This is a genomic window from Microbacterium jejuense, assembly GCF_019511665.1.
Taxonomy (GTDB): domain Bacteria; phylum Actinomycetota; class Actinomycetes; order Actinomycetales; family Microbacteriaceae; genus Microbacterium; species Microbacterium jejuense_A.
Genome location: NZ_JAEUAW010000003.1, coordinates 128,033 through 144,772, shown reverse-complemented (window position 1 = coordinate 144,772; position 16,740 = coordinate 128,033). Strand labels below are relative to the sequence as shown.

Here is a 16,740-nt window from a genome sequence, read left to right as displayed (position 1 = left end):
TGCCGTCACGCCGGCGCGTCGGCGAGCACCTGGGTGGCGGCATCCCTCGCCAACGCGAAGTAGTCCGGGTTGTCGTCGCTGTGGACGAGGAGGATGAGCACGACCGCCGCGGCCCACGCGTGCGCCCGGCGCCACGTGGCAGGGTCGTAGCGGTCGCCGGTCGCGGCGATGAAGCGACCACGCGCCGATGAGTCGAAGGCCAGCCACGCGATGCCGAGGTCGTACGCGGGATCACCGGCCGTCACATCGCCGAAGTCGATGATGCCGGTGAGCGCCCCGTCGTGCGAGACGAGGTTGCCGGGGTGGAGGTCGCCGTGGATCCAGACCGGCGGACGGCCCCACGGTGACGCCGCCACGCCCCTGCGCCAGGCTGCTTCGAGAGCGGTCGCGGTCGCCGAGTCCAGCGTCCCGGCCACCTTCAGCGCGGCGAGGCGATCGGTGAACGCCGCATCGCGCGTGGCGAGGGGCACCCCGCGGACGGGGTTCACGGGGTAGCCGGCGGGGGCGTCGACATGCAGCGCCACGAGCGCTGCAGCCAGTGTCTCGGCCCAGCCGCCGCGGTCGGGACGCGGCACGTCCAGCCCGCGGTCACCCTCGATCCACGGGACGACCGACCACGCCCACGGGTAGTCGTCCGCCGGGACGCCGCAGACGATCGGCTCGGGAACGCGGACGCCGAGCGGTGCGAGGCGCCGGGCGAAGCCTGGGAGCACCCGCTGCTCGTTGAGCACGAGCGGCGCGGCCAGCTCACGGCGGGGGAGTCGCACCGCGAGGTCGTCGCCGAGGCGCCAGACCTCGCTGTCCCAGCCCTCGGCCACCTTGACCAGCGGGAGGTCCGCGGCATCGGGGATCCGGGCCGTGGCCTGTGCGACGACGAGAGCGCGCACGAGCTCGGCGTCGATGGTGAGTTCGGCGGCGGGCTTGTCGGGCACCGTTCGAACCTACTCCGTCGGTCACCCGCGCGGGCTTGTGTTTGTGTTGGAACATGTTGTACTGTGTGGGAATCCACGGGAGGATTCGCAGATGTACGCAACGGAGCGCCAGGAGCAGATCGAGCTCCTGCTGGCTGCGCAGGGACGCGTCAGCGTCGTGGAGCTGGCAGACCGCTTCGACGTGACGACCGAGACGATCCGGCGCGACCTCGACCACCTCGAGTCGGTCGGCGCTCTGCGTCGCGTGCACGGCGGCGCCGTCGGTCGCGAACGCGCCAGCACGCGCGAGCCGTCGCTCGCCGAGCGGCTGGAGCACCACGGTGGGGCGAAGGCCGCCATCGGCGCCCGTGCGCTCGACGCGCTGGGAGCGGACTTCAGCGGCTCCGTGTTCCTCGACGCGGGCACCACGACCGCGGCCGTCGCCACCGCGCTCGCGCCGCGGCTCGTCACCGAGCGCATCGAGGTCGTGACCCACTCCCTGACGCTCGGCCACGCCCTGGCCGCCGTCCCGGGTGCGTCGCTGTCGCTCATCGGCGGTCGCGTGCGCGGCCTCACCGCGGCAGCCGTCGGCGCCGACACCGTGCGGACGATCGGGACGCTGCGGCCGGACGTCGCGTTCATCGGCGCCAACGGCCTGTCGGCCGCGTTCGGTCTCAGCACGCCCGACCCCGATGAGGCCGCCGTCAAGCGCGCGATCGTCGCGGCAGCCCGCCGGGTCGTCGTGGTGGCGGACGCCGAGAAGTTCGGCGCCGAGCTGCTCGTCGGCTTCGCCCCGCTCGAGGCGATCGACGTGCTCGTCACCGACGCGGCTCCCGACGCCGAGCTCGCGTCGGCGCTCGCGGACGCCGATGTGGAGGTCTGGCTCTCATGATCGTCACGCTCACGGCCAATCCTTCGCTCGACCGGACGGTCACGCTGGCCGCGCCGCTGCAGGTGGGCGATGTGCAGGCCGCCCGGTCCGCCCGAGAGGATGCCGGCGGCAAGGGCATCAACGTCGCGCGCGCGATCGCCGCCGCCGGCGAGCCGTGCGTCGCGGTGCTGCCGCTGGCGATCGACGATCCGTTCGACACGGCGCTGCGGGGGAGCGGCCTCGACGCCCACCGCGTGCCGGTCGCCGGCCACGTGCGCGCGAACCTCGCCATCACCGACCCCGCCGGCATCACCACGAAGCTCAACCTGCCGGGTGCGCGTCTGTCGACCGACGAGATCTCGGCCGTCGTCGACGCCACGGTCGTCGCCGCGGCCGGGGCCACGTGGCTCGTGCTGGCCGGATCGCTGCCCCCCGGCGTGCCCGACGACTTCTACGTGCGGGTGATCGGCGCCGTTCGCGCGGCGCACGGCGCGCACGCGCCCCTGATCGCCGTCGACACGTCCGGTCCCGCGCTGGCGGCCGTCGTCGCACATGGTCGCCCCGACCTCATCAAGCCCAACGACGAAGAGCTCGGCGAGCTGGTCGGCGCGGACCTGGCCGGTGCGGACGCGCGGACGGCGCTCGACGTCGCGCGCGCTCTCGTCCCCGGGCGCGTGGGCGCCGCCCTGGTCACCCTCGGGGCGCGCGGCGCGCTGCTGGTCGACGCCGACGGCGCGTGGGCAGCCGTCCCACCGCCTATCCGCGTCGTCAGCACCGTCGGTGCAGGCGACAGCTCGCTGGCCGGCTACGTCCTGGGCGATGCCCGGGGCGAGGACGCCGACGAGCGACTGCGCCTGGCCGTCCGCTACGGGGCGGCGGCGGCATCCCTTCCCGGCACCCAGGCGCCGACGCCCCGCGACCTGCCGGGCGGCGACATCCCCGTCACCCGCCTCGCCTGAGACTCCCGCTCGATTCCCGACCACTGGAGGTCACCGTGTCAGACACCATCGCCCCAGGCCTCGTGAGCCTGGACGCCGCCCTCGGCGCCGACAAATCCGCCGTCATCCGCTCGCTCGCCGAGCGCGTCGTCGCGCAGGGACGCGCGACCGACGCCGAGGCGCTCTACGCCGACGCGTGGGCCCGTGAGCAGAAGGATGAGACCGGTCTTCCCGGGGGCATCGCCATCCCTCACGCGAAGAGCTCCGCCGTCACGACGCCCTCGCTCGCGTTCGCCCGCCTGAACCCGGGCGTGGACTTCGGTGCGCCGGACGGTGCGGCCGACCTCGTCTTCCTCATCGCGGCGCCCGCCGATGCGGCAGAGGCCCACCTCGCCGTGCTGTCGAAGCTCGCCCGCAGCCTCATGCAGGAGGAGTTCACCGCCGGCCTGCGTGCCGCCGCCACCGAGGACGAGGTGGTCGCCATCGTGCGCGCCGCCATCGGGGAGGGGGATGCCGCATCCCGGCCCGCTGACGCACCGCGGGCCGCGGCGTCCGCGGCGGCGGCCCCCGCGGCCGAGGTGTCGAGCATCGGCGGCCGACCCGCACGCATCGTCGCCGTGACGGCGTGCGCCACGGGGATCGCGCACACCTTCATGGCCGCCGACGCCTTGACGGCGGCGGGCAAGAAGGCAGGCGTCGACGTGATCGTCGAGCCCCAGGGCTCCAGCGGCTACCAGGCGCTGCCACGAGAGGTCATCGACGGCGCCGACGCGGTCATCTTCGCGACAGACGTCGACGTGCGCGAACCGCAGCGGTTCGCCGGCAAGCCGGTCGTGCGCTCGGGCGTCAAGCGCGGCATCGAGCAGCCCGCGCAGCTGATCGCCGAAGCGGTCGCCGCGGCGAACGACCCGTCGGCGACCCGTGTCGGCGGTGAGGCGGCGGCTGCGGCATCCACCCCCTCCGAGAAGCTGTCGTGGGGCGCCCGCATCCAGCGCATCCTGCTCACCGGCGTGAGCTACATGATCCCCTTCGTCGCGGGCGGCGGCCTGCTCATCGCGCTCGGGTTCCTGCTGGGCGGGTACGACGTCACGGCGGACGCGAAGGACGTCATCCTCCAGAACTCGCTGTGGGACCTTCCGGCGGGCGGCCTCGGCCAGTACCTCGGATCGGTCGCCTTCATGATCGGCTCCACGTCGATGGGCTTCCTGGTCCCGGCGCTGGCGGGCTACATCGCCTTCGCGATCGCCGACCGCCCGGGCATCGCACCCGGTTTCGTCGCGGGCGCCGTCGCCGCGCTCATGAACGCCGGCTTCATCGGCGGCATGGTGGGCGGCCTCCTTGCCGGCTTCGTCGCCTGGTGGATCGGCACATGGTCGGTGCCGCGCTGGCTGCGTGGCCTCATGCCGGTGGCGATCATCCCCCTGCTCGCCTCGATCGTCGCGTCGGGGCTGATGGTGCTGTTCCTCGGCCGCCCGATCGCCGCACTCATGGACGGCCTCAACGCGTGGCTGACCGAGCTCGCCGGCACGTCGGGCATCGTGGTGGTCGGCATCATCCTCGGACTCATGATGTGCTTCGACCTCGGCGGACCGGTCAACAAGGTCGCGTACGCGTTCGCCACCGCCGGGCTCGCCGCCGGCTCGCCCGAGAACCCGACGCCCTACCTCATCATGGCGGCGGTGATGTGCTCGGGCATGGTGCCGCCGCTCGCGATGGCCCTCGCCTCGACGGTCCTCGCGCGCCCGCTGTTCCCGCCGGTGGAGCGCGAGAACGGCAAGGCGGCATGGCTGCTGGGTGCCGCGTTCATCAGCGAGGGCGCGATCCCGTTCGCCGCGGCCGATCCGCTGCGCGTCATCCCGGCCTCGATGCTCGGCGGCGCCGTCACCGGAGGACTGTCGATGGCGTTCGGCGTGCAGTCGCTCGCCCCGCACGGCGGCATCTTCGTCTTCTTCGCGATCGACCCGATCTGGGGCTTCGTCGCGGCATTGGCTGCGGGCACCATCGTGTCGGCGTTCGCCGTCATCGCCCTCAAGCGCTTCGTCGCCCGCAAGGAGCTGGAGCAGGCCGAATCGGGCGTACCCGTGGCGGCCTGACCCGCTCGTCAGACAGAATCGGATCGTCGACGCGCCCACATCCGTTCCGACGGGCGCGTCGGACCAGACAGGAGAGAACCATGGCAGAACGTCAGGCCACCATCGCGAGCAGCTCCGGGCTGCACGCGCGCCCCGCGAAGCTGTTCGTGCAGGCCGTCCAGTCCCAGCCCGTCCCGGTGACGATCGCGGTCGAAGGCGGGGCCGACCTCAACGCCGGCAGCATCCTGTCGCTCATGGGGCTCGGCGCATCGCAGGGCACGGTCGTGACGCTCAAGGCCGAGGGCGAGGGTGCCGAGCAGGCGCTCGACGAGCTCGTGGCGCTGCTCGAGACCGATCTCGACGCACAGTAGGCAGGTTCTCGCCCGGCTCCGGTGCGGGTGAGCGAAGACGAGACGACGGATGCCGCGGGTCGAAGCCGCCGCAGCATCCGTCGTCTCGTGCGTCCGGGCGGTACGTGCGCCGGGTCAGATGTCGACGGACTCGCCGGGGTCGAGGGTGAGCAGCTCGCCGCCGTCCTGCTCGGCCGCCCAGCCCAGGCGGGCGCGTCCCATGTCGCGCCCCGCGACCGAGAGCGTGAGGTCGTGGGTCCCGAAGACCTGCCGCGGCTTGACGGCGAGGACGAAGTCCATGGCCTCGCCGATCTTGAGCCACGGCGCGCCGACCGGCGCCGCGAGCAGCTTGACGGGTCGCCCCGGCTCGGCGTACGAGTCGCCCGGATAGTAGAACTCATCGTTGACCAGCACACCCACGTTGTCGACGACCGGGATCGAGCGGTGGATCACCGCGTGCGTGCCGCCGAAGAACTCCAGTCGGAAGGGCTCGAGCTCGACGGTGTCGCCCGGGTGGACGACCGTCACGTCGAACCCGCTGGCCGCCTTCGCGACCCCCTCGGGGCCGTAGATCGGCGTACCGGGGAACTGCTCGAGGAGACGCTGGAGGTGGTCAGCCGTCCAGTGGTCGGCGTGCTCGTGCGTGACGACGATCGCGACGACGTCGTCCAGCTCGCCGAGCGGAGCCGTGAACGACCCGGGGTCGATGACGATGGTCCGGCCGCTGTCGGTGAGGGTGAGCGTCGCGTGCTCGAACTTGGTGACTCGCATGGCTCGAGTCAAGCGCTCACGAGCGGCCCACGGCAAGCCGGGGCCCCGCGGCCGGGTCGATTTGGACCGGGCATGCGCGGCGTGGCATAATCGAACGGTTGCCTGAACGGCCCCATCGTATAGCGGCCTAGTACGCCGCCCTCTCACGGCGGTAACGCGGGTTCGAATCCCGCTGGGGTCACCAGTCAGGCAACATCCCGGAGTTTACGCTCCGGATCGCTGTACGGCCCCATCGTATAGCGGCCTAGTACGCCGCCCTCTCACGGCGGTAACGCGGGTTCGAATCCCGCTGGGGTCACCACGACGAAACGCCCCCGCAGTCCGACTGCGGGGGCGTTCGTCGTTCCGGACGGCGAGACCGTCATGTGAGCCACAGCACGAAGGCTGCCGACAGAACTCCGCACCCCATCACGAACAGCGCGAGCAGCAGCATGAGGCCGCTGCCGGGCACGTCCTCGGGGCGGTCGGCGAGCAGGGCGCGCGTGAGGCGGCGATGCCGCGCACGGGCGCCGAACCACAGCAGCACCGCGAACGCGAGGCCGACGATCCCCGGCGCGAGCCAGACCGCGCCCCACGCCGGGTCGCCGACGGCCGCCGGGAGGACGCGCAGCGACAGCAGCGACCCGATGCCGATGGCCAGCGCCGTGCGCCGCCAGGCGAGCTCCGTCCGCTCCGGCTGCAGGCCGGAGTCGAACAGCGACCGGCTGCTCATCGCAGGACGACGCCCAGCAGCACGAGGGCGCCGACCAGCACGATGGTCGCGGCCAGCGCGAGGCTCGTCGCCGAGCCCGGCAGCGGCGACCCGGCGCGCAGCGCGCGCTCGGTCCGGCCCCACTCCGACCACGCCAGAACCGGCACGATCACCCCGGCCGCGATGAGCACGAGGGACGCCGCCAGCCGCAGTCCTGGCTGCAGGTCCAGGCCGAGCGCCTCCAGCGCGACGCCGCCGGCGATGAGGGCGAGGGCCGTGCGGTTCCAGGCGAGGAAGGTGCGTTCGTTCGCCAGGCTGAACCGCGCGTCGGGTTCCGCACCGCTCTCGTAGACCGACCGGGGGAATCTGCGCGAGGTCACCGTTCCACAGTAGCCACGCCCCGCCGCTCAGTCCTGGTGTTCGTCGTCGGACCGGCGCTCGTCGAGGGATGCCGCGGCCTCCGGCGTGCCGGCGGACCGTGCCGCCCGCCGCCGGCGCACCGTGCGCACGATCAGCCACACGATGAGTGCGGCGACCGCCGCGACGGCGATCCACGGGATGAGGAACCCGAGCGCCACCACGATGCCGTTGAGGGTCGCGACGAGGCCGTTCCAGCCGGCTGCGAGCCCGTCGCCGAAGCCCGCGGGGTCGGCCTCCACCGGCTGGATGTCAGGTGTCAGCGTCACCGACAGGGTCGACGTCGCGACCTGGTCGTCGAGCATCTTCAGCTGCTGCTGATACGACTCCAGCAGGGCCTGCCGTTCCGACAGCGCGGACTCCGCGGCGATCAGGTCCGAGACGCTCTGGGCCTGCGCCATGAGGGCGGTGAGGCGGTCGACGGATGCCTGGGCGGCGTCGATGCGCGCCTGCAGGTCAACCGTCTGCGCCGTGACGTCCTGTCGGCTGACGTCGGTCGCGGTGACCGTGCCGAGGTCGTCGAGTGAGCCGAGCACCGCGGGCAGCTCGTCGGCGGGCACGCGCACCGTGATCCAGGCACCGTCGGTGGGCACCGGGTAGGGCATGACGTCGGGGGCGACGACGCCGCCGAGCGTGTCGCCCTGCATCGGCTCGACGGGCTGCACGGTGCCGTCGGTGCCGATGCTCATCGATTCGACGTAGCCGCCGTGGGACTCCGCCGTACCGGCGACCGACCGTGCGGCGGCGTTGACGTCGTCGACGGTGACCGTCGCCGACGCCGTGGTCACGATGTCGCGTCCGGACGACTGCGCGGCGGAGTCCGAGGCGCCGCCGGCGGAATCGGCGCCGCCCACCAGCGGCGCGGAGTCGCGCGAACCGGCGCTGGACTCCGCCGTGCTGTCGGCGGCTCCCGTGTCGGGCGCCGCCGGCGCGACGGCCGAGCCGTCGGCGGTTCCGGTCGGTGACACGAGCGTGCCGACGGATGGGGCGATGACGGCGGCGACGACGATCACCGCGGCCGCCGCTCCGCCGGCGATCCAGTAGCGTCCGCGTCGCCGGCGCTGCGCGGTCGCCCTCGAACGCTCGCGCGCGATGTCGGCGAACAGCGCGTCCTCGATCTCGTCGATGCGCTGTGGGCTGAGTTCGGGAAGGGATGCCGCACCCTGCGGGTCCCGTGGCTGCGTGTTCATGTGCTCTCCTTCACGACGGTCCGCAGACGCGTGCGGATGCGGGAGAGACGATTGCGGACGACGCCGTGCGTGACGCCGAGCTGCTCGGCAGCCGCCTGGTATGCGTAGCCCTCGGTCGCGCACAGCCGGAAGATCTCGCGGTCGAGGTCGCCGAGGCCGGCCACCTCTCGCAGGATCGCGTCGGCGAGCGCACCGTCGACCACCTGCTGCTCGACGTCGATCGTGTCGGGCAGGCTCTCGTCGGCGGGGGCGGCGGTGTGCTCGCGGTCGCGCCGCTGCCGGCGCACGCGGTTCGCGGCCTGGAACCGGCAGATGGTCGCCAGCCACGGCAGCAGCGACTCTCCCGCCAGCTCGAAGCCGGGGAGCTTGCGCCACGCGACCAGGAAGGTCTCTTGCGTGACCTCCTCGGCGTCGGCGGGGTTGCCGACCAGTCCGTGGGCGAGCCAGTACACCGGGCGCACGTAGGCGCGGTACAGGGTGCGGAAGGCGCGCTCGCTGCCGCCCGCGGCCAGCGCCGCCAGCGCGGCGTCGTCCTGCGGGTCGTCGTGCGAACCGTCGTCAGCCATCCCCGTCCTCCGAACCTTCGAATCATCTCTCACTCAACCGGTGTCGGCACAGCCCGGATCGTCTCAGCCGGATCCGCCGGGATCGCGCGGAGGCGGCATCCCGAGCCTGTATCCTGATGCGAGCGAGAGGGAGTATCCCGACACCGCGCATCCGTCATCACGGGTCCCGACAGTGCGACCCCGGGTGCGTGACGCAGGCCGATCGGTCTGCGGGGGAGAGACTTTCGGATTCGACCGACCCCTCCTCGCCCTCTCGAAAGGCCCGCAATGGACCTCGACCTCCCGCTGTGGTTCGAAATCGGATCCCTCGTGATCCTGACGCTCATCCTCATCGCCGACCTGCTGCTGATCCTCAAGCGCCCCCACATCCCCTCCGCGAGGGAATCGACGCTGTGGGTCCTGTTCTATGTGACGCTCGCGCTGATCTTCGCGGGGCTGATGTGGATCTTCGCGGGCGGTGAGTACGCAGGGCAGTTCGTCGCCGGCTGGCTGACCGAGTACAGCCTGTCGATCGACAACCTCTTCGTGTTCGTGCTGATCATGAGCCAGTTCGCCGTGCCCCGCCGCTACCAGCAGGAAGTCCTGATGGTGGGCATCATCATCGCCCTCGTGCTGCGCGGCATCTTCATCCTGCTGGGCGCCGCCATCATCGAGCAGTTCAGCTGGGTGTTCTACCTCTTCGGCGCGTTCCTGGTGTGGACGGCCATCCGGCAGGCCTTCCCGGGCGGCGACCACGACGACGAGGTCCGCCAGGAGGGCTTCGTCGTGCGCGTGCTCCGGCGCTTCATCGACATCAGCGACGAGTACGACGGCGCCAAGATCCGCACGGTCGTCGGCGGCAAGAAGATGTGGACGCCGATGATCATCGTGTTCGTCACGATCGGGGTCACCGACCTGCTGTTCGCGATCGACTCGATCCCGGCGATCTTCGGCATCACCCAGAGCGCGTTCATCGTGTTCACGGCGAACATCTTCGCCCTCATGGGTCTGCGGCAGCTCTACTTCCTGCTGGGCGACCTGCTCGACCGCCTGCGCTACCTGCATTACGGCATCGCGTTCATCCTCGCCTTCATCGGACTGAAGCTCGTGTTCCACGCCATGCACGTCAACGAGCTGCCGTTCATCAACAACGGCGAGCACATCGAGTGGGCGCCCGAGATCTCGACCTGGATGTCGCTCGGCGTCATCGTCGTGTCGATGGCGGTGGCGACGATCGCGAGCCTCATCGCGTCGGCTCGCGACAAGCGCAGAGACGGGGATGCCGCCCCCGCCGTCGAGGGCTCCGCGGGCTCCGAGGGGCACTGACGCCGGGTCCGCGCGAGCCGAGGTCCGCCGAGCCGGTGGTAGCCTGGGCTCGTGCGGATCGCTCGCCTTCTCCTTAGCGGCCGCGACGAGTCCTAGTTCCAGGCCTCCCTCGTCGCGGAGTTCGTCGCGGGCCCCCACCCCTCACGGCCCCGGTTTGTCGCGGGCGCCGTCTGATCCGAGGAGAACGACAGAGCAATGAGCACGATCGACGCATCCGGCATCCCGGACCGCCCCCGCACACTGGCTGAGAAGGTCTGGGACGACCACGTCGTCGTCCGCGGCGAGGACGGCCAGCCCGATCTCATCTACATCGACCTGCACCTGGTGCACGAGGTCACGAGCCCGCAGGCCTTCGACGGCCTCCGCGCCGAGGGGCGCCCCGTCCGGCGACTCGACCTGACCATCGCCACCGAGGACCACAACACGCCGACGCTCGACATCGACAAGCCGATCGCCGACCTCACCAGCCGCACGCAGATCGAGACGCTCCGCCGCAACGCCGAGGAGTTCGGCGTGCGCCTGCACTCGCTGGGCGACAAGGAGCAGGGCATCGTCCACGTCGTCGGCCCTCAACTGGGCCTCACGATGCCGGGAATCACTGTCGTGTGCGGCGATTCGCACACCTCGACGCACGGCGCCTTCGGAGCCATGGCCTTCGGCATCGGAACGAGCGAGGTCGAGCACGTGCTGGCCACGCAGACCCTGCCGCTCAAGCCGTTCAAGACCATGGCGATCACCGTCGAAGGCGAGCTGAAGCCCGGCGTGACCGCGAAGGACATCATCCTCGCCGTCATCGCGAAGATCGGCACCAACGGCGGTCAGGGCTACGTGCTGGAGTACCGCGGCAGCGCCATCCGGTCGCTGTCGATGGAGGGCCGCATGACGATGTGCAACATGTCGATCGAGGCGGGTGCGCGCGCCGGCATGGTGGCGCCCGACGAGACCACGTTCGCGTACCTCGAGGGCCGTCCGCACGCGCCGAAGGGCAAGGACTGGGACGACGCCGTCGCGTACTGGCGCACGCTGCCCAGCGACGAGGGCGCCGTGTACGACGCCGAGGTGTTCCTCGACGCGAACGAGCTCGAGCCCTTCGTCACGTGGGGCACGAACCCCGGGCAGGGCGTGTCGCTGTCGGACGTCGTCCCGACGCCCTCCGACATCGCAGACCCGAACGAGCGCGCCGCCGCCGAGCGTGCGCTGGAGTACATGGACCTGCAGCCGGGCACGCCCCTGAAGGACGTCGCCGTCGACGCCGTGTTCATGGGGTCGTGCACCAACAGCCGCATCGAAGACCTGCGCGCCTTCGCGTCGGTCGTCAAGGGCCGCAAGAAGGCCGACGGGGTGCGCGTCATGGTCGTGCCGGGCTCTGCCCGCGTGCGCCTGGAGGCCGAGGCCGAGGGCCTCGACAAGATCTTCGAGGAGTTCGGCGCCGAGTGGCGGTTCGCGGGCTGCTCGATGTGCCTCGGCATGAACCCCGACCAGCTGGCACCGGGCGAGCGGTGCGCGTCGACGAGCAACCGCAACTTCGAGGGCCGTCAGGGCAAGGGCGGTCGCACGCACCTGGTGTCGCCGCTCGTCGCCGCCGCCACGGCGGTGCGCGGCACGCTCTCGAGCCCGAGCGACCTCGCTGAGCTCGTGGGATCGGCCGCGGACGGACAGGGAGCCTGACATGGAGAAGTTCACCAGCCACACCGGAGTCGCAGCCCCGCTGAAGCGCTCCGCGGTCGACACCGACCAGATCATCCCCGCTGTCTACCTCAAGCGCGTCACGAAGACCGGCTTCGACGACGCCCTGTTCGCCAGCTGGCGTCAGGACCCCGAGTTCGTGCTGAACCAGCCCGCCTACCAGGGCGCCAGCATCCTCGTGGCGGGGCCCGACTTCGGCACCGGTTCGAGCCGCGAACACGCCGTGTGGGCCCTGCGCGACTTCGGATTCAAGGTCGTCCTGAGTCCGCGCTTCGCCGACATCTTCCGCGGCAACGCCGGCAAGCAGGGCCTGGTCACGGGCGTGATCTCGGAGTCCGACCTCGAGGCGGTGTGGGCCGCCATCGAGGCCGAGCCCGGCATCCCGATGACGGTCGATCTGCAGTCGCGCACCGCCACGGTCGGCGCGCTGGAGATCCCTTTCGACATCGACGATTACACTAGGTGGCGGCTTCTCGAAGGACTCGACGACATCGGGCTCACGCTGCGCGAAGCCGACAGGATCGCGCAGTTCGAGGCGCGCCGCGAGGCGTGGCGGCCACGGACGCTTCCCGTTCCGTGAGCCGGGTCGGGCGCCCCACCAGGGCGCCCGGTCCACAGCAGCCGCCCTCGGGCAACACCCCGGGCACCCCCTCGGGCGACAGCCCCCGACCAATACAGTGAGGTCCACCGGATGAAGTCGCTTCTGAATGTCGCCGCGGGCGCCGAGACGATCGCGAAGTCGGGAGAGAAGCACGTGAACGGTGAAGTCCTCGCCATCCGCGGCGGCCGCCCGCTGACGGGCCGTGTCGAGGTGAAGGGCGCCAAGAACCTCGTCACCAAGGCGATGGTCGCCGCGCTCCTGGGTGAGACGACCAGCACGCTGCGCGACGTACCCGACATCAGCGATGTCGCCGTGGTGCGCTCGCTCCTCGAGGTCCACGGGGTCCGCGTGTGGGACGGCGAAGAAGAGGGGACGCTCCACTTCGATCCCAGCGGCGCCGTCGCCGCGCACTTCGAAGAGATCGACGCGCACGCCGGTGCCTCGCGCATCCCGATCCTCTTCTGCGGCCCGCTCCTGCACCTGCTCGGCGAGGCGCTGATCCCCGACCTCGGCGGCTGCCGCATCGGCGACCGTCCCATCAACTTCCACATGGACGCGCTGCGCGCGTTCGGCGCCGTCGTCGACAAGAGCTACGAGGGCATCCGCATCACGGCCCCGAACGGCCTGCACGGCGCGAACATCGAACTGCCCTACCCGAGCGTCGGCGCGACCGAGCAGGTGCTGCTCACCGCCGTCAAGGCGAAGGGCACGACCGAGCTGCGTGGTGCGGCGATCGAGCCCGAGATCATGGACCTGATCGCCGTGCTGCAGAAGATGGGCGCGATCATCTCGTACGAGCCCAACCGCGTCATCCTCATCGAAGGCGTCGACTCGCTGCAGGGCTACGACCACCGCGCGATCTTCGACCGCAACGAGGCCGCTTCGTGGGCGTGCGCCGCGCTCGCGACCGACGGCGACATCTTCGTCGGCGGCGCCCGCCAGCAGGAGATGCTGACCTTCCTCAACGTCTTCCGAAAGGCGGGCGGCTGGTTCGACGTGCGCGAGGACGGCATCCAGTTCCGTCGCGGCGGCGCGATCAAGCCCGTCGTCGTCGAGACCGACGTCCACCCCGGCTTCATGACCGACTGGCAGCAGCCGCTCATCGTGGCGCTCACCCAGGCCGAGGGCGTGTCGACCGTCCATGAGACGGTGTACGAGAACCGGCTGGGATTCACCGAGGCTCTCAACCAGATGGGCGCCGACATCGTCGTGCACCCTGACGGCATCGACGCACCCGGCCGCCGCGTCGCGCGCCGCGCTCTCGAGCAGGCGGCCGTGATCAACGGGCCGACGCCGCTGCACGGCGCCGACGTCGTCGTTCCCGACCTCCGCGGCGGCTACAGCTATGTCATCGCGGCGCTGACCGCCGAGGGCGAGTCGGTGGTGCGCAACATCGGCATCATCCGCCGCGGGTACGAGAAGTTCCTCACCAAGCTCGAGATGCTCGGTGCCGACTTCGACGTCATCGGGTGACCCGTTGAGTCCCCGTCGTCCGCGCGCTTCGACCGAGAAGACGCGTCCGAGTCTCTTCTGGCCGCTCGCGGCCATCATCGTCCCGCTCATGGGTCTCGTGTTCAAGATCGAGATCGAGGGGTCCGAGAAGCTGCCGCGCGAGGGCGCGTTCGTCCTGGCCCCGAACCACGTGAGCGAGATCGACCCGCTCGTCGTGGCCATCGCCGTGTGGCGCATGGGACGCGCACCGCGGTTCATGGCGAAGGAGAGCCTCTTCCGCGTGCCCGTCCTCGGCTGGGTGCTGCGTCGCACCGGCATGGTGCCGGTGTCGCGGGCGACGTCGGCGGCCGCTGCGCGCGCGACCCTCGAGGCGTCCGAGACGCTCGTCCGGCACGGTCGCGGGGTCATCGTGTACCCCGAGGGGTCGCTCACCCGCGAGCCCGATCTGTGGCCCATGCGTGGCAAGACCGGTGCCGTGCGGCTGGCGCTGGCCGGCGGCATCCCGATCATCCCGATGGCGCAGTGGGGCGCACAGCAGGTGCTTCCCCGCTACGGAAAGCTCAAGCTGTGGCCGCTGCGCCGCCGCGTGCGCGTGATCGTCGGCGACCCCGTCGACGTCTCGGCGTACGCCGAGACCGCGAACTCGCAGACCGCCCTGGTCGCCGCCACCGACGTCGTGATGGCCGACATCGCGGGACTGCTGTCGCAGCTGCGCGGCGAGCCTGCCCCCGCGGCCCGGTGGAACCCCGCCGACCACGGGCAGAAAGAGACGGGGCGCCTTGAGTCGTAGGCAGGAGTCCAGCAGGCCCCGCGTCGCCGTCGTCGGCGCCGGCAGCTGGGGGACGACGTTCGGCAAGGTCCTCGCGGACGGCGGCGCCCACGTGACCATGTGGGCACGGCGCCCCGAGCTCGCGGGCGAGATCCAGGAGGGCAAGCGCAACAGCGAGTACCTTCCCGGCATCAACCTTCCGCGTGACATGCACGCGACGCACCACCTGTCGGAGGCGCTGGAGGGCGCCGAGCAGGTGTACCTGTCGATCCCGAGCCAGGCGGTGCGTCAGAACCTCAAGGCCGTGCGGCCGCTGATCTCGAAGACCGACGCGCCGATCGTGTCGCTCATGAAGGGCGTCGAGCGCCGCACCGGCCTGCGCATGAGCCAGGTCATCGAGCAGGAGCTGGGCTGTGATCCGGCCCGCATCGCGGTGGCGTCCGGGCCGAACCTCGCGCTCGAGATCGCGCGGGAGCAGCCGACGGCCGCCGTGATCGCCTCGATCAGCCAAGAGACGGCGGAGGCCGTCGCACGACGCGCGCGCAACGCGTACTTCCGCACGTTCGTCAACACGGACGTGATCGGCACCGAGTTCGGCGGTGTGCTCAAGAACCTCATCGCCGTCGCGATCGGCATCGTCGACGGCGTCGGCTACGGCGAGAACACGAAGGCCTCGATCATCACGCGAGGCCTCGTCGAGATGACCGACTTCGCGGTGGCGTTCGGCGCGCAGCCCGAGACGCTGCAGGGTCTCGCAGGCCTGGGCGACCTCATCGCCACGTGCCAGTCGCCGCTCAGCCGCAACAACACCGCCGGGCGCCTGCTCGGTCAGGGCTACCGCTTCGACGACGTGGTCAAGCAGATGAACCAGACGGCGGAAGGGCTCGCCTCGGTCGCGCCCATCCTGCAGCTGGCGCGCGAGGTCGGGGTGCAGATGCCGATCGTCGAGCAGGTCAAGATGGTGCTCGACGGCACGATGAACCCTCGAGACATCGCGCCCCACCTGACGACAGACGACGACACCCCGCAGGGGGAGAGGACGCAGAATGGACAAGCCGGCGGTGGCGGTGCTCTTTGGCGGTCGATCCAGCGAGCACTCGATCAGTTCCGCAACGGCGGGCGGGGTGCTGCGGGCGATCGACCGTGACCGCTACCGGGTGATCCCGGTCGGCATCACGCGCGACGGCGTGTTCGTCCTGGAGGACGACGACCCCGACAAGTTCGCCCTCGACGCCGACCGCCTCCCCGAGGTGATCGACAACGGCACGCGCGTGGTGTGGCCCGAGGTGGGCGACCGCGCGCTGCGGGTCCGCCGCGCCGACGGCTCGGTCGACGAGCTCGGCCGCCTCGACGTGGTGCTGCCGATCCTGCACGGCGTGCACGGCGAGGACGGCACCATCCAGGGCTTCTTCGACACGCTCGAGATCCCGTACGCGGGCGGCGGCGTCCTCGATTCCGCGCTGTGCATGGACAAGCACTTCATGAAGATCGTGCTGGCCGCCGCGGGCGTGCCGGTGTCGCCGTGGGTCACGGTCACGCGCGCACGCTGGGAGCGCGATCCCGAGGGCGTGCGGGCGGATGCCGCGGCCCTGGGTGAGCCGTCGTTCGTGAAGCCCGCGCGCGCAGGGTCGAGCGTCGGCGTCTCGAAGGTCCACGACGCCTCCGAGCTGGACGCGGCGCTCGCGCTGGCGTTCGCGGAGGACGACAAGGTTCTCATCGAGTCGGCCATCGTCGGTCGCGAGGTCGAGGTGGCGGTGCTCGAGGGGCGCGGCGGTGCCGGCGCGCGCGCCTCCCTTCCGGGCGAGATCGTGCTCACCACCCGCGAGTTCTACGACTTCGAGGGCAAGTACCTCGGCGGCGAGGGGGCCGACGTCGTGTGCCCGGCCGACCTCACGGACGCCGAGATCGCCGCGATCCAGGAGCTCGGCGTGCGCGCATTCGACGCCGTCGACGGCCGCGGGCTCGCGCGCGTGGACTTCTTCCTCGCGGCCGACGGGCTCTACGTGAACGAGCTGAACACGATGCCGGGATTCACCCCGATCTCGATGTTCCCGAAGTGCTGGATCGCGTCGGGCATGACGTATCCCGAGCTCATCACCGAGCTGATCGACACCGCGCTCGAACGGGCGGTCGCCTGAGGCCCGGCGGGC

Annotated in this window: 17 protein-coding genes and 2 tRNA genes; 13 read left to right on the top strand and 6 right to left on the bottom strand. The window is 71.3% G+C overall.

The genetic code is table 11. The features are described from left to right. Positions 1–5 precede the first annotated feature (5 nt). The gene (locus JNB62_RS04550; RefSeq protein ID WP_220299682.1) at positions 6–932 is read right to left on the bottom strand and encodes an aminoglycoside phosphotransferase family protein; all 927 of its coding nucleotides are present in this window, start codon (positions 930–932) and stop codon (positions 6–8) included. A 91-nt stretch (positions 933–1,023) separates the two neighbouring features. On the opposite strand from JNB62_RS04550, the gene JNB62_RS04545 reads away from it, so the two are divergent. The 4 genes from JNB62_RS04545 (at position 1,024) to JNB62_RS04530 (ending at position 5,163) form a co-directional block, all read left to right on the top strand. Continuing rightward, the gene (locus tag JNB62_RS04545) at positions 1,024–1,803 is read left to right on the top strand and encodes a DeoR/GlpR family DNA-binding transcription regulator (protein ID WP_220299681.1); all 780 of its coding nucleotides are present in this window, start codon (positions 1,024–1,026) and stop codon (positions 1,801–1,803) included. Then, positions 1,800–2,741 carry a 1-phosphofructokinase family hexose kinase gene (locus JNB62_RS04540; protein WP_220299680.1) on the top strand — a complete coding sequence of 314 codons (942 nt, stop codon included), beginning with the start codon at positions 1,800–1,802 and terminating at the stop codon, positions 2,739–2,741. The genes JNB62_RS04545 and JNB62_RS04540 overlap by 4 nt, the downstream gene beginning before the upstream one ends. 35 nt (positions 2,742–2,776) lie before the next feature. Continuing rightward, the gene (locus JNB62_RS04535; RefSeq protein ID WP_220299679.1) at positions 2,777–4,813 is read left to right on the top strand and encodes a PTS fructose transporter subunit IIABC; all 2,037 of its coding nucleotides are present in this window, start codon (positions 2,777–2,779) and stop codon (positions 4,811–4,813) included. Between the two features lie 80 nt (positions 4,814–4,893). Beyond that, a complete protein-coding gene (locus JNB62_RS04530; protein WP_220299678.1) occupies positions 4,894–5,163 on the top strand; it encodes an HPr family phosphocarrier protein in 270 nt (89 codons plus the stop codon). Positions 5,164–5,277: 114 nt separating this feature from the next. Here JNB62_RS04530 and JNB62_RS04525 read toward each other — a convergent pair whose 3' ends face one another. After that, a complete protein-coding gene (locus JNB62_RS04525) occupies positions 5,278–5,913 on the bottom strand; it encodes an MBL fold metallo-hydrolase (protein ID WP_220299677.1) in 636 nt (211 codons plus the stop codon). A 108-nt stretch (positions 5,914–6,021) separates the two neighbouring features. Between JNB62_RS04525 and JNB62_RS04520 the strand changes: the two genes are divergently transcribed. Next, positions 6,022–6,097, top strand: a tRNA-Glu gene (locus tag JNB62_RS04520). Positions 6,098–6,138: 41 nt separating this feature from the next. Further along, a tRNA-Glu gene (locus tag JNB62_RS04515) sits at positions 6,139–6,214 on the top strand. 60 nt (positions 6,215–6,274) lie between these two features. Here the strand turns inward: JNB62_RS04515 and JNB62_RS04510 are convergent. Genes JNB62_RS04510 through JNB62_RS04495 form a run of 4 tightly spaced genes read right to left on the bottom strand, consistent with a single transcriptional unit; the run spans position 6,275 to position 8,777 of the window. Continuing rightward, on the bottom strand, positions 6,275–6,625 hold the full coding sequence (locus JNB62_RS04510; RefSeq protein ID WP_220299676.1) for a DUF202 domain-containing protein: 351 nt from the start codon (positions 6,623–6,625) through the stop codon (positions 6,275–6,277). Beyond that, entirely contained in the window at positions 6,622–6,984 is a 363-nt protein-coding gene (locus JNB62_RS04505) for a YidH family protein (RefSeq protein WP_220299675.1), read from the bottom strand. The genes JNB62_RS04510 and JNB62_RS04505 overlap by 4 nt, the downstream gene beginning before the upstream one ends. Before the next feature lie 27 nt (positions 6,985–7,011). Next, positions 7,012–8,211 carry a DUF4349 domain-containing protein gene (locus tag JNB62_RS04500; protein WP_220299674.1) on the bottom strand — a complete coding sequence of 400 codons (1,200 nt, stop codon included), beginning with the start codon at positions 8,209–8,211 and terminating at the stop codon, positions 7,012–7,014. Next, complete coding sequence (locus JNB62_RS04495; RefSeq protein WP_220299673.1) at positions 8,208–8,777, bottom strand: RNA polymerase sigma factor; 570 nt, start codon at positions 8,775–8,777, stop codon at positions 8,208–8,210. Before JNB62_RS04495 ends, JNB62_RS04500 begins: the two co-directional genes overlap by 4 nt. Before the next feature lie 267 nt (positions 8,778–9,044). Between JNB62_RS04495 and JNB62_RS04490 the strand changes: the two genes are divergently transcribed. From JNB62_RS04490 to JNB62_RS04460, 7 genes are all read left to right on the top strand, one after another. Further along, positions 9,045–10,082, top strand: coding sequence for a TerC family protein (locus tag JNB62_RS04490; RefSeq protein WP_220299672.1), 1,038 nt, complete (start codon positions 9,045–9,047; stop codon positions 10,080–10,082). Between the two features lie 195 nt (positions 10,083–10,277). Beyond that, positions 10,278–11,750: a 3-isopropylmalate dehydratase large subunit gene (leuC, locus tag JNB62_RS04485; RefSeq protein ID WP_220299671.1), complete on the top strand. Its 1,473-nt coding sequence runs from the start codon at positions 10,278–10,280 to the stop codon at positions 11,748–11,750. Between the two features lies 1 nt (position 11,751). Continuing rightward, complete coding sequence (gene leuD, locus JNB62_RS04480) at positions 11,752–12,348, top strand: 3-isopropylmalate dehydratase small subunit (protein ID WP_220299670.1); 597 nt, start codon at positions 11,752–11,754, stop codon at positions 12,346–12,348. 111 nt (positions 12,349–12,459) lie between these two features. Continuing rightward, positions 12,460–13,842 carry a UDP-N-acetylglucosamine 1-carboxyvinyltransferase gene (gene murA / locus JNB62_RS04475; RefSeq protein ID WP_220299669.1) on the top strand — a complete coding sequence of 461 codons (1,383 nt, stop codon included), beginning with the start codon at positions 12,460–12,462 and terminating at the stop codon, positions 13,840–13,842. 4 nt (positions 13,843–13,846) lie between these two features. Beyond that, positions 13,847–14,611 (top strand): lysophospholipid acyltransferase family protein, encoded by a 765-nt coding sequence (locus tag JNB62_RS04470; protein WP_222855714.1) that lies wholly within the window; start codon positions 13,847–13,849, stop codon positions 14,609–14,611. Next, positions 14,601–15,737 (top strand): NAD(P)H-dependent glycerol-3-phosphate dehydrogenase, encoded by a 1,137-nt coding sequence (locus JNB62_RS04465; RefSeq protein ID WP_220299667.1) that lies wholly within the window; start codon positions 14,601–14,603, stop codon positions 15,735–15,737. Before JNB62_RS04470 ends, JNB62_RS04465 begins: the two co-directional genes overlap by 11 nt. Next, entirely contained in the window at positions 15,637–16,728 is a 1,092-nt protein-coding gene (locus tag JNB62_RS04460) for a D-alanine--D-alanine ligase family protein (RefSeq protein ID WP_220299666.1), read from the top strand. Before JNB62_RS04465 ends, JNB62_RS04460 begins: the two co-directional genes overlap by 101 nt. The last annotated feature ends 12 nt before the right edge of the window (positions 16,729–16,740 follow it).